Genomic DNA, 13,011 nt, shown 5'->3' on the forward strand with positions numbered 1-13,011 from the left:
AGCATTGCTTCGCTCCATGCGAAGATGCGGGGGGTTCGCCCTCCGGGGATGCAGTCTTTTTCCCTATGACCAAGACATGCGTTTCCAGTGAGACCGCACAAGCCGCGATCTTGGCTATTTTGATAAAGCTGCGCCTCCCGCATCGTCGTGAAGCCGCGCTTCGGAGGCTCGGAGCGATACGCCTTGCGATAGCGCACACGGTAGCGGCTACCGTTCTCCGATTCGTGTGGGCGATGGCATGAATCGATGGTCGGCACCGAGGGCCCCGGCGCGCGCGGGAACGATCGGCGCGCTGATCGAGCGGCTCGGTGGTGAGCTGGGATGCTGGCATCTATGGACGCATATGCTCAGTACGCCCGATCCAGACGAAGCCGTCCTATGGGACTCAATAACAGGCGCTTGGCCGCCCTGCTTGGGGACTTCGTGTACGAGGCATCAAGCGCAGAAGATGAGTCGCGTCGGTACCTGGAGATGCTGTACGACGCGGGCACGCGAGTTCTCGCCGGCTCAGACCTCAAATCTCTGGAGGCTTTCACCAGCGAGCACAATAGAGACCAACGCAGAGCCGAGGGCATCAAGGAGAAGTACGTCGCGTGGGACCGTGTCGATGGTCTCTCCCAGAAAATTATCCACACCCTCTCGCAAACTGGCGTCCGCACAGAACCCGATTTCGCCGAGAACTCGGCCGCGCTGGATCGGATGTTCCTCACGACGAAAGCCCTACGCGTTTTCCGGAATCAGGTTGCCCACCGCACTCCGAGTGATGGAGGCGGGCAACTGCACTTCTACCGCGAGAACGACGGTTCTGTCACCCCGCGCGACATCTGGGGCTGGACCGAGGTAGCCGCTAGCTACTGGTCCAACTTGGCGTCGATCATGAACGCACTAACCATGGCGACGGGAGTTGCCACAGTCCCGGCGGCGGTGACCAGGGATTCCCGTCCGCTGCAGTGGCCGCCAGCCAGTATTTCTGTCCATGGCCTGAGGGTGATCGAACGAAGCGGCATTCCGGTGCCAGGTCAGAGACTCAGAGACGCCCAAGCGGAGTGGGCCGGACTGACGCGCCGGTGGAAGCGTCAACGTCGCTGACCCTCACCTGCGACTGCTGACGGTTCGATGACACGTCAACGAGTGAACCGAACCGTCAGCAGTCCCGTGAGATAACCACTGTGCTAGCTGCGTCTGTTCTTCATAGCGGTGTGGCGCTCATAACGACGATGCCCCAGCAGCTCTTTCCGCTTCGCCGCGGGTCTTCTCATATAGCCCCATCGACAACAGCACTTGCACAACCGCGGCAAAGTCGCTCTTCTGCAGGAGAGCCTTCATCGCCTTGCTGTGCCCCGCGGCCGATGCGTACATCACATCCTCCAGTTCGGCGGCGATCGTCGGCGATGTCTGGAAGTCGACAGGACCGTTCGCCATCGCCTCCGCCTGAATGCGTGGGTTGTCAACGACATGGCGCAGAATTGTTTCCGCCGCGCTGACGCCATTGATCTCATCCACGTCAGTCCCAGCAAAGAGGCCATTGATCTTGTCGATCACGTCCTGCAGAAGTCCGTACTTCGCCTCGCGCGGCTGAGCCGAGCCGGCCGCGGTGATGCCGCTCAGCTCGCCGGGCTTACCGGAGGTGAGACCGAGGTTCTTTGCGTCGAGCTTGCGCAGCCGGTAGTGAGTTAGCACGATATCGTCGGTGTTGACTGCGGCGGGGTCCGCGTCCTCGCGTTCGATCACCCGGCGGTACACCCGCAGGAAGATCGCCCACTTCTCGATGTCGGTGTCGCCGTAGTCCATGATCTGCGACAGGAAGTCGTAGGAGCGCACGAAGGCGAAAACCGTGCCCCGGAACTCTTCGAGGCGCGCCTTCTCAAGGTCGTCCACGGCATCGACGGCAAGGCGCCACCGATCCCAGAAGACGTCGCGTGAGGCTTTGACCTGCGAGTACAGCTTGTTGTGGCTGGTCTTGTTCAGCCACGCGTCCACCACGGCGTCAACGTCGTGCGGGTCGATGATGTGCGTGCTGCGGAGTTTGCCGAGCATGTCGTGGATGATGTTCGGGTCGGACGGTCGTGTCAGCTCAGCGTCTTCGTAGTAGTCCTGGAACGCCGCGAGGATGACATCAGGGTCATTGACGAAGTCGAGAGCGTAGGTGTTCTCCTTGCCGGGAATGACGCGGTTAAGCCGCGACAGTGTCTGCACTGCCGTGATCCCGGACAGCTTCTTATCGACGTACATCCCGACGAGTAACGGCTGATCGAATCCGGTCTGGAACTTGTTGGCAACGATCATCACCTGAAACTCGTCACCGGCGAACGCTTTCTCGAGTGACCGTCCCTTGAGCCCCGGGTTGAGCGTGGCTTCGGTGAACTCGTCGGCGCCGGATTCCAGATCGGTGACGCTGCCCGAGAATGCGACGAGCGCGCCGAGCTGACCGTCGAGCTCGTGCTCCTTCAGGTAAGTGTCGATGGCGAGCTTGTAGCGCACGGCTTCCTTGCGGGACCCGGTCACGACCATCGCCTTCGCCCGCCCGCCTAGTTCACTGCGCACGTTCGTGCGGAAGTGCTCGACGATGATCGCGACCTTCTGAGAGATGTTGGTTGGGTGTAGACGCACCCAGCGCATCACTTCGCTGCTCGCCTTGGAGGTGTCGACCTCGACATTCACACTCGTCGCGGTGTCTTTGTGGGCGAGGCTGAAAGCGAGGTCGTAGGGAAGGTAGTTCTTTAGGACGTCGAGGATGAAGCCCTCCTCGATCGCCTGCTTCATCGAGTAGAGATCGAAGGCTCGCTTGGTGCCGGTCTCGTCTTCGCGTCCGAAGAGCTCGACGGTCTTGCCCTTGGGTGTGGCGGTGAAGGCGAGGAACGAGATCGCCCCAATCCCGACCTTGCGGGCCATGATGTCTGCCAGGACGTCCTCCGCATCAGGGGCTGTCCCATCCTCCGGCTCGGCGCCCGCCGTGAGAACCTGCTTGAGTGAAGCGGCAGCTTCGCCGCTCTGGGAAGAGTGAGCTTCATCCGCGATAACGGCGTAGTGCCGCCCCGCCAGCCCGGTGTTCTCTTCGATGACTTTGAGGGCATGGGGGAACGTCTGCAACGTCACGCCGATGATCTGCTTGCCCGCGAGTAGCGCCTGCGCGAGCTGAGCAGACTTGGATGCATCGCCGCCACTCGTGATGGGCTGGAAGACCCCTGCGGTCGTTTCGAGCTGCTCCACCGCGCGGCGAAGCTGACCGTCGAGTACCTGCCGGTCGGAGACGACGATCACCCCGTCGAAAGCCTTGTCTCCGTTGGGCGAGTGGAGTTGGGCCATCCGATGTGCCGCCCAGGCGATGGAATCCGTCTTGCCCGAGCCGGCAGAGTGCTGGATCAGGTAGTTGTGCCCCGGGCCCTCCTCCAGGACCGTGTGTTCCAGCTTCGAGACTGCCCGCCACTGGTGGTAGCGCGGGAAGCGGAGAGATCTGTCGTAGGTTCTCTTGCCGTCGATCGGATCAGTCTTCTCTTCAAAGCGGTAGTGCAGGAAACGGCCGAGGAGATCAAGCCAGGTGTCGCGTTCAAGGATCTCCTGCCAGAAGTAGGCGGTCGGGCTAGTGCCGGGGATCGCTTCGTTGCCTGCACCGTTGTTCTTTCCCCTGTTGAACGGCAGGAACCGTGTGTTGGGGCCGTCGAGCTTGGTGGTCATGTGGACTTCTTCGTTGGTGACGACGAAGTGGACTAGGACGCCGCGCCCGAAGGTGAGCAGCGGTTCGGCCTCCGGCTTGCGATCGTTTGCGTACTGCTTGAGGCCGGCCGCGAGGTTTTGCGTGAGGTTCGTCTTGAGCTCGATGGTCGAGACCGGGATGCCGTTGACGAACAGCACCAGGTCAATGCGGTTCTGGTTCTTGGCGGAATAAGTGACCTGGCGCATTACGCGGATTCGGTTCGCGGCGAAGCGGGCGAGTGTCGTGGGGTTTAGTGAGATTGCAGGGCGGGCTTGGAAGAGCGAAAACTTTGCGTTGAGGACGCCGATCGGCGCCTTCAACGTATTGAGCGTTCCGCCGCCATTCATCGGGTCGTTGGTTTGCGCGGCAACGATGCGATCGAGGATCTGCTTGCGACCGAGGTCGTGCGCGGCCGGCGTGGCGCCAGGCTTGAGGAGCTTGTCCACCTGATCGGGCTGGGTCGCCTCCAGCCAGGCGAAGACATCGGCGGGGAAGAGTGCACGGTCGCGGTCGTAGCCGTCATCGTTCGGGGAGTACTCCCAGCCGTGCGCTCCGAGGTATTCGCAGATTTCGGTCTCAAACGCGTCTTCGTGCTGAATTCCCAAAGTGGTATCCCCCAGTCGGTGTCGTGCGAGTTACGCGGCGCCGCGTATGTCGATCTTGCCAGTCACCGCCGCTGAGATGAGCGCAGCGCGGCGCTCGCGGGAGAGGGCAATTGATTCGCGAGCGTCGGCGATGGCCGCGTCGAGTTCGGCGGTCTCGCGTTGGAGGTACTCGGCTATTTTCACCTGTTCAGTCAGCGGCGGAATAGGAATGGTCATGGACTTGAGGGCCGACATTGGCAGGTTGTTGGCCAGACCCTCCGCGCCGCTGATCGCGCCGAGAACTTGGGTGCGGTACGGGGCTGAGTTCAAGAACAGTTCAAGGAAGTCGGGCGCGAGTGAATCGGCGGGAGATAAGCGGAAGGTCTTGTCGGACAGGATGAGGTTGTAGGAAAGCGAACGCACGCGGGCGGCAGAACCTACGAGCTTTGGGCTGCCGCTTGCGCGATTCACGATGACATCGCCAAGGCGGACTCGGATTGAGTCGTCGAAGCCGAAGCTCGTACTAAGCCGCTTATGGTCTAGCTCGTTGAACGTACCGCCATTGACACAACCGGCGCGAAGCACGCCAATAGAGTGCGCGTCTGCCAGGCCGCCTTCCGCCTGCGGGCTCACCCCCTGGACGAACTCGCTTACGACTCTGCGCATGGCGGCGGGCTTCCAATGCGATGGAATGTCGCCCAATGCGGAACTTCCGCTGTCCTTCATGGAAGCGGAGGTGTCGAGGCCCTTGGTAACGGCGTAGCTAATTGTTGCGCCGCGCCGCTCGGTGAGCAGCCCGATGAGTACTTCCTGATCCGCGATGAACGCGTCGATCTCCGCCGCCTCCCGGTCGAGGTATGCGACGGTCCCTATCTGTTCTCTCTTCGGTGGCATGTCGACCTTGATCGAGCCGAGCTCCCGCCGTCCGATACGGGGCGTCCGAACGTTTGAGCCTTCGGTGGAACCAATACCTCGCACGAGTCGACTCATCTCGCCCACAAACCATGGAGTCTTGATGAGATGCACTAGGAAGTCAGGGGATACATCCGGTCGGGGGCGCATGACAAGGTAGTCCGGACTGACGAGCCCTGCGAACCGGGAAACACCGACGGCACCCTTGTAAGCACTCATCCGGTTCAGAATGACGTCGCCCGGGATGCACGTTTTGTATATCCGCAGGTCGTCTGCGCGGGGGGCGCTGTCGTCGATCTCGGCACGTGGAATTACGCCGCGGTACTGAGACACGGAGAGGAGGGGGAGGCTTTCCCACGCGTCGCCAGCCCGCGCATCGACCTCGTCGAACGTTGCCCACATGGGTAGCAGAGTCACGCCTTGACCGCCTCAAGGCGCGCGCGAATACGGCCCAGCACCGCTTCGAGGTCCGCGTCGATCTCCGCGAGAGACCGCGGCGGGACATACTCGTAGAAGTGGCGCGTGAAGGGGATTTCGCAGCCTTCCCTGGTCTTTGACTCGTCGATCCACGCGTCCGGCGCGAACGGCTTCACCTCACGCTCGAAGTAGGCGTGAATATCCTCCGCCCACGGCACATTTTCGGTGTCACGCAGGGTCGGATCTGGTTCGGGCCGCTTCTTCGAATCGAGCACAATCGGCGCGTTCTTGTCGCGTTGGGAAAGGCCGGCTAGAAGCGCCCTAAGCTGCGGCGCAGTGAGGCTGACGGCGCCCTGATTCAGAAGCGCGTTCAGTTTCGTGCGAAAGTCGCGGAGGTCGGTGCTCTGCGCGATCCCTGGGGCGGCGAGGTCAACAAACGCGCCCCACTCCACCTTCGACAACGTCTTCGCCTGCCGGGCAGCGGCGAACCGCGCGGGCGTAAGCGCCCAGTTCAGGCGGACAGGTCGTTCGACGGTGATCGTTCGGTAGAAGAAATCCTCCGCGTCGAACGTCTTCGACCGGGCATGGTCGGCACCGTCCTCGTAGAGCTCCACGATGGCGGCGATGTCATCGGACGCCAGCTCGTTGCGCTTGGATCCGAGCCCCTTGCGCATCTTCCGGAACATCTTCGATCCGTCGATGAGCTGAACTCTTCCCACTCGTTCCGCGCTCTTCTTCGTGGAAAGCACCCAGACATACGTAGCGATACCGGTGTTGTAGAACATGTCCGTCGGCAGAGCGATGATCGCTTCTAGGAGGTCGCGCTCAAGCACCCACTTGCGAATGTTCGACTCCCCGGAACCGGCGCCACCAGTGAAGAGCGGGCTTCCGTTGAGGACGATGGCCGCGCGACCACCGCCGTCCTGGGCGCTGCGCATCTTCGAGATGAGGTGCAAGAGGAAGAGCATTGAGCCATCGGAAACGCGGGGAAGGCCCGCGCCAAAACGGCCCGCAAAGCCGCGCTGGGAGTATTCTTCCGTGACAGCCTTCTGCTGCTTCTTCCAGTCCACCCCGAAGGGTGGGTTGGACAGGCCGTAGCTGAACGTCGCCCCCGCGTGCCCGTCGTTCAGGAGGGTGTCGCCAAAGAAGATGGCATCCACCGACTGGCCCTTCACGGTCATGTCGGCCTTACAGATGGCGTACGACTGCGGGTTGATCTCTTGCCCCGCGAGGGTGAGCGTGGCGCTGGGGTTCGCGCTGCGGATGTGATCCTCGGCCACCGACAGCATTCCGCCAGTTCCCGCGGTTGGGTCATAGACCGAGCGCACGACGTTCGCCTTCGCGAGTGTTTCGGACTCGGGTGCCAGGAGGATGTCGACCATCAGCTCGATCACATCCCGCGGGGTGAAGTGCTCACCAGCCGTCTCGTTCGAAGCCTCCGCGAACTTGCGGATCAGCTCCTCGAAGATGTGCCCCATCTCTTCGTTTGGGACAGCGGTAGGAGACAGGTCGACCTCAGCGAAGCGCTGCGTGACGAGGAAGAGGAGGTTGTGCTCGTCGAGTTCGGCGATGCGGTCGGCGATCTTGTACTTGTCGAAGATATCCTTCACGTTCTCCGAAAAGCCGGTCACGTAGTTCGAGAGGTTCGCGGCGAGGTTCTCCGAGTCGCCGAGGGCCGTCTTCAGATCGAACATCGACTCGTTCCAGAACGAGTATGTGTGCCCTGCCTTGTTCTTCAGCAGGGATGCGCGCACCGGGATGTCGTCGGCCTTCGCCTGCTCGACCGCAGCGAAAACGGCCTGCTTGGTCGGTGCGAGCACCGCGTCGAGGCGACGGAGCACCGTGAACGGCAAGATGATGTCGCCGTACTGGTGCGCTTTGAAGCTCCCGCGGAGAAGGTCAGCGATCGACCAGATGAAGGTCGCGTGGTTGTTGCTCACAGTGGTCTTGCTCTCCTCGATGGATCTGTGTTGAAGTCTAGATCGCGCCGTCCGTGGCCCAGGTAATTTCTGTTCCGGGTCAGGATGTGGGACGCCTCGGGAAGTCGGTGCCGAACGGACCTTCCTATAGTGAGGCGTAGTAGTCCCGGATATACCGTGCCATCAGTGTGCGCCGCTCGGCCAGGAACGTGGCGTAAGACGTCGCCGTCGTTGAAGTGAGGCTCGTCGGAACCGCGTTCATCGCGAAGTTCGCCTCAAGCTCTTCCAGCGAAGTGATCTCACCGAGCCGAAGCTCACCGGAGGTGAGCTGTGCGTCCACGAGCCCCATATACTCAGACGGAGCTCGATCCTTGATTGCGATATTGATCGGGGTCTCGGTCAGCGCGTAGTTCGCGATCTGGTTGTAGTCACCGCGGTCGTTGATGCCGCTCTTGATCAGATAGTTCTTCGGCACGACGTGATGAATGTCGCCAACCTCTTCGATCATGCTCGAGATCGTCACGTTCTTTGAGAGGAAGCCCTTCGCGCCGGTGTGGGCCTGAGCCGCCAGGAAGGTGAGGAAGTACGGGCTGCGCACGCTCGACGACTTCATGTCCATCGGCAGAGCCACGTCCCAGAAGTTTGACGCGAGCTGCGAGGCCTCGATATCCTCCAGAGCGCGACGCGCGCCGACGTCGTCGATCCTTTTGATATCCGCTTCGAACGCCGTCTCGAAGCTCCCCGTGTACCGTCCGGTGAGGATCGACATCACGAACCACTTACGGACTACGTACTTGATGTCTGCTTCGTTCGGTGCGCCTTCCGAACGCAGCTTCAGATACAGCGCGTAGGCGAAGTTCAACGCGTTCTTCGAGCTGATCAATCGGGGTGCGATGAACCCGGCAGAGCGAATGGTAAGCGTGAACTGTTGGAAGTTCCGCTGGTTGACGATCTCGAGGAGAACCCGCTCGAGGCGCTCGAACGATTCGATGGCGAGCTGTTCGTCGAAGGAGCGCGTCTCGAAGTCTCGGCCGGAGAGCACGCTCACCAGCGCCGCGACCTTGCCGCGGCCGAACTCTTTAATCCCAGCGACGCGGATAACGTCGGTGTAGCTCGGATCGTAAAGGTCGGACGAGTCATTCTTGAGCCAACTGATCGCTTTCAGGTACGGGGATGCCGCGAACTCCGAATCGTTCGTTGCGATGTCGTCGTACACATGGGGCGCAACCGATAGATGGCAGAAATAGTCGATGAGCTTGCGAAGGTTCGCACCGAACTGACCGTGGCTAGCGATCTTGCTCATAGCGAAATCGGCGCTGCTGAGGGGAACGCCCTTGGAGTTGATGCGGATGAAGATCTCCGTGACGGTCTCGATGTCGAGATCCTCGGCCAGCGTGATGATCCCGACCTGCGCCTGCTTGATGGAAGTAAGGCGCTCGAGTGACCGCTGTGCGGTTTCAGCATCCACCCCGGGGTTGGCGTCGAGGTAGGCCTTGGTCGCCGAGAAGTTCGGTGCGTTCACGAACTCCGCGACGTCGGAAATCCATGCCGGGTCTCGATCAACGACCGGAGTGTGCGTCGCGAACTTCTCCGTCGCCGGGTTGAATGCGATCTTGATGCGCTTCTTCCGATACGACTTATCAACAACCTGCTGCCCCACGAGCGCAGCTGTCATTGCTGTGATGCGCTGCTGTCCGTCGATCAGGATCTGTCTGAACGCTGACTTCGATCCGTCTTTCAATCCGACATCTGCGCTCTGCCACGTGATGAGATACCCGATGGGGAAGCCGTTGTAGAGCGAATCAAGTAGGTCGCGAACCTTCGTCGAGTCCCAGACGAACGGCCGCTGCATCTCAGGAATCGCGACCTGACCGGACTTTACCCATGTGAGGAGAGTATCGACGGGCTGCTGGTGGACAGAGTACTTGGCCATGCTCTACCTAGTCTTCACGAGTGAGTGCAGGGGGCGATGGTGAACTTCCGGTGTCATGCCTCGATCGTGGCAGATGCTCGCGATGATGGCCGCCAACGCCACGTGCGTTCGCCGCCCGGGATTGTCGACGGAAAGTCGCCGGGCCCGCCGCCGGAGAGTGCTTATCCGCGCCCTCGGCGCCGGCGCGCGGCGGCCCCGACGCCCTCCGCGCCGATACGGCGAGCCGCAACCATGCCATCGCCGCTCACCTTGCCGATGCCGTCGCGTGTCCGCCACCGCCGCTGCCCAGCATCGAGACTCCCATCGTCTGCTGCGTAGCGACTTGCGCCATGATCCCTGCGACATCTGCGAGCATCGCGAGCGTAGTGACCATTGACCCTGGCACTCTTGAGCAACGGACGGTTCTTCGTGAACTGCCCGAGCGGGGCGCGGAGAATCGCGCAATGAGTCCCAGTGGACGAGCTCGTCACCTTGGGTGATCTCTGCGCGGCCGCCACGGCTCCTCGGTCAGCTTCATCCAACGAGCGGAGTTTGCGTTGACCTCGGTGCCGCTCTCAGAGCGGGCGCACCGCTACGGAAAGCGGTGCCGAGTTCCCATAGACCGCGCCTGAGTGCCCGCAGGGAACCACCGCACAGCGGTAGCCGGCCTTTTTATGCAGCGGCCGAGAGGGAGCCGCGACCGTGGGCCAGTGGCACGCGCAAGCGCTGCCCGAACGCCGGCGGGATCATCACGCGCGCGTCACGAGCCGGCTCGACTCGTAACGCCGCTTCGTCATGAGAGCTCGCATAGCGCCGCTAATGGGGGCCTCGATGAAGAAATCACCGAAGGCCTCATCGAGGAGGTCAAACACGGCATCGACGAGCCTGGTCCGGCGTTCCCATGGGTGCAGCCAGATCCATGTAAGGACCCATCCCTCGCTAGCGCGCTGGAGTCCAACCGCACCGGCGATGATGGGAACTGTTGTAGTAATGCGCATCGATCGCACGAGGTACACGAGACGATCTTCGTTCTCATCTCCGGCTGTGTATGGGGGGAAGTCCAAGTGCGTTTCACGATGGAAGTATCGGGCAAGGCTCTCCGCGACTTCACGTCGTTGTGGCGAGTTGACCGGGTAGAGCATCCAGCTGATTCCGTATGCGGTATCGGAGATCCGGTGGTAGTGGATGACATCCCGTTCAAGGAAGTGTTCAGTCTCCGTAACGACCTCTTCCTCGGTTGGTAGGTCGTTCTTGTCGACGGGCTGTTCAATCACGAGGCGATCTTAGCTCTGTCGGAGCTATCCGCCGTGGCAGCGCACGAAGAGGTCGCGATGCGCCTGCATGCTGACCTTCATCCCGCGCTGTCCGAAGCTCGACCGAGCTTCGAACGAGGCAGCTACCAGGCCGCCATATTCGACGCCACGCACCAAGTAGAGATTCGCGTGCGCGACCTGGCCCATCTCGGCCCGGACACCTACGGTGTCACGCTGATGCACACGGCCCAATCCTGAGAACGGTCCAATAGCCACCGGGGAAGGCGCCGCAGAGAGGAAGGCTCCTGCCGCGCTCCTCGCTGGCTCGATCGGAGCATTCAAGAACGCCTCTGGACGACGAGTCGTGCACTTCGACGACCCCAGCGAAGCCGCCAATATCATCCACCTCGACGACCTTCTCTTCCGCATCGCAGAGCGCTCAGCCGGCGAGGCTCTATGAGTGGTATCGGCCTCGCTAATGTTGGTGGTCCCGTGGCGTGCTGATCGGTCTACGACGCCACTAGGGCTTATCGGAGGGACGGTGTCGTGAGGTGTCGTCTATCTGCTCGACGACGAATCGGACAGCCGACGCCTCAAACTCGCTGAGACCCTTTTCGTAAGTCTGAAAGTAGTGGAACACGGCGTTCACGTGCGCCGAGGTGATGCGGTCAGCGCCCGTACGGCCGTCGAGCAGCGCTTCAAAGATAGGAGACATCACGGTCGTCACCGATTCCGCTGAGTTCTTGAGTTCAACAACTTGCGAACGTAGATCGTCGTCGCCGACGAACATACGAATCTTGGTGCTCATCTGTACGTGACCAAGCCGCGCCTCGTTGTACTCCTCTAGGAGAGCTCGGGGAGGATCGTCTGACACGGTGGCACCGCCCTTCACCGCAGTAATGGCACTCATCGTGCTCGTGATACCGAGATGCGACCATCGTTCTCCTGTCTGGATGAACTCGAAGAACATCTCCCGCGCCGCCGATCGGGTATCTCGCAACGCTTTGGTGCGCTCGATCGTTGCCGCGTGTCGATTGGTGAGGGCGACACCTCCCAGGGCGCCGATGATCCCGGACGCCGGAGCGATAAGCCCTCCAAGAAACTCCCACAGATCCACACGCCTATCCTGTCAGCTCAGTCGGGGATGAGCCTCGAGGCGATCCCTGTCGAGCCCACGTCGACAAAACTCGGCTCCAACTTCGAGGCGGTCTTCGACTCCGCCGAGATCGGATGGACGAAGCCCAACGCACGCGCGTTCCAGCACGTCCTCGATTCGCTGCAGCTCGCACCGCGCGAGGTGTTCTTCACCGACGACTCCGCCAGGAAGCTCATCGGCGCAGAAACCCTCGGCATTCCGATCCATCACTTCACGGTAGTTACCGCACTCCGCGACGCCCTGACGCAGTGAACGTACTGGCCTGAACCGGCTACACCCGCTCCCGCCAAGAAATCCCCCGCCCAGCAATCCGCCGCCCGGCCTCATCTGCCGCAACCGGCTCCCCGACATCCGCCCCGACCTCGAGCCCGACGACCGAGTGCACGATCGTCCCGTCGTACACGTGCACGAGGTTGTACCCCTGCGCAGCATCCTGCCCACGCGTAGCTCCAACCGGCTGCGCGAGATCCTGCCCGTACGCACTCGACGACGCGGCCGCCACGGGAATCCCGGCGAAGGTCCCGAAGGACGGGTGATGCACGTGTCCCGACAGGATCCCCCGCACATCCGAACCACGCAACACCTCAGCAAGGGAAGCCTGCTCACGCAGCTCGACCGTCACCGCGAGGTCGAGCACCGTGGGCAGCGGCGGGTGATGGATCAACAGCAGCGAACCCTCCGGCGCAGGCGCCGACAGTTCCGCAGACAGCCACTCCAACTGCGCCTCATCGACCCGACCCCAGTGCTGCCCGGGAACCGTCGAGTCCAGCACGATCACCCGCATCCCGCCGAACCAGCGCACCTCGACCACGGCATCTGAAGAGCCCCCGGGCAACCCCAGCTCCGCCCGCATCGCCCCGCGCTCGTCGTGGTTGCCCATGGCCCACACGACCTCACACCCCAACGCCTCAACCGCCGGCTCCACCAGCTCCCGCAACCGCCGATACGACGACGCATCTCCCCGATCCGCGAGATCCCCCGTGAACAACAGCGCATCAGGCTTCAAGCCAGAAGACACCAACCGCGACAGCACCGAAGCCAGGTTCGCATCGGCATCCGCCCCACTGCCATACAGCGGCGCGCGTTCACCGGGAAGGTGCGTATCGGAGATGTGCACGAAGGTGTGCGATGGGCGAGAGTGCTCGGTGAGGATCATTTCTCTTC

At 61.9% G+C, this 13,011-nt stretch carries 10 protein-coding genes; 3 read left to right on the plus strand and 7 right to left on the minus strand.

Annotated elements, in window-relative coordinates; genetic code table 11:
• The first annotated feature begins 423 nt into the window (after window positions 1-423).
• Complete coding sequence (locus BMW26_RS01010; RefSeq protein WP_198032361.1) at window positions 424-1,089, plus strand: hypothetical protein; 666 nt, start codon at window positions 424-426, stop codon at window positions 1,087-1,089.
• 117 nt (window positions 1,090-1,206) lie between these two features.
• Here the strand turns inward: BMW26_RS01010 and BMW26_RS01015 are convergent, their stop codons facing one another.
• From BMW26_RS01015 to BMW26_RS01035, 5 genes are all read right to left on the minus strand, one after another.
• Window positions 1,207-4,299, minus strand: a complete 3,093-nt coding sequence (locus BMW26_RS01015; RefSeq protein WP_072590505.1) for a type I restriction endonuclease subunit R — start codon at window positions 4,297-4,299, stop codon at window positions 1,207-1,209.
• Between the two features lie 30 nt (window positions 4,300-4,329).
• Entirely contained in the window at window positions 4,330-5,592 is a 1,263-nt protein-coding gene (locus BMW26_RS01020; protein WP_072590506.1) for a restriction endonuclease subunit S, read from the minus strand.
• An 11-nt stretch (window positions 5,593-5,603) separates the two neighbouring features.
• Window positions 5,604-7,547, minus strand: coding sequence for a type I restriction-modification system subunit M (locus BMW26_RS01025; RefSeq protein ID WP_083569248.1), 1,944 nt, complete (start codon window positions 7,545-7,547; stop codon window positions 5,604-5,606).
• A 124-nt stretch (window positions 7,548-7,671) separates the two neighbouring features.
• Complete coding sequence (locus BMW26_RS01030; RefSeq protein WP_072590508.1) at window positions 7,672-9,459, minus strand: GmrSD restriction endonuclease domain-containing protein; 1,788 nt, start codon at window positions 9,457-9,459, stop codon at window positions 7,672-7,674.
• Window positions 9,460-10,187: 728 nt separating this feature from the next.
• Window positions 10,188-10,712, minus strand: coding sequence for a hypothetical protein (locus BMW26_RS01035; RefSeq protein ID WP_072590509.1), 525 nt, complete (start codon window positions 10,710-10,712; stop codon window positions 10,188-10,190).
• 33 nt (window positions 10,713-10,745) lie between these two features.
• Here BMW26_RS01035 and BMW26_RS17530 point away from each other — a divergent pair, with 33 nt between their 5' ends.
• Entirely contained in the window at window positions 10,746-10,949 is a 204-nt protein-coding gene (locus BMW26_RS17530; RefSeq protein WP_157557379.1) for a TIGR02391 family protein, read from the plus strand.
• A gap of 262 nt (window positions 10,950-11,211) precedes the next feature.
• On the opposite strand, the gene BMW26_RS01045 is transcribed toward BMW26_RS17530, so the two are convergent.
• Complete coding sequence (locus tag BMW26_RS01045) at window positions 11,212-11,808, minus strand: hypothetical protein (RefSeq protein ID WP_072590511.1); 597 nt, start codon at window positions 11,806-11,808, stop codon at window positions 11,212-11,214.
• 27 nt (window positions 11,809-11,835) lie between these two features.
• Between BMW26_RS01045 and BMW26_RS17705 the strand changes: the two genes are divergently transcribed.
• On the plus strand, window positions 11,836-12,099 hold the full coding sequence (locus tag BMW26_RS17705) for an HAD hydrolase-like protein (protein WP_072590512.1): 264 nt from the start codon (window positions 11,836-11,838) through the stop codon (window positions 12,097-12,099).
• 19 nt (window positions 12,100-12,118) lie between these two features.
• On the opposite strand, the gene BMW26_RS01055 is transcribed toward BMW26_RS17705, so the two are convergent.
• Window positions 12,119-13,003, minus strand: coding sequence for a metallophosphoesterase (locus BMW26_RS01055; protein ID WP_072590513.1), 885 nt, complete (start codon window positions 13,001-13,003; stop codon window positions 12,119-12,121).
• Between the last annotated feature and the right edge of the window lie 8 nt (window positions 13,004-13,011).

Origin of the sequence: Microbacterium sp. 1.5R (assembly GCF_001889265.1) — a bacterium.
Lineage (GTDB): Bacteria > Actinomycetota > Actinomycetes > Actinomycetales > Microbacteriaceae > Microbacterium.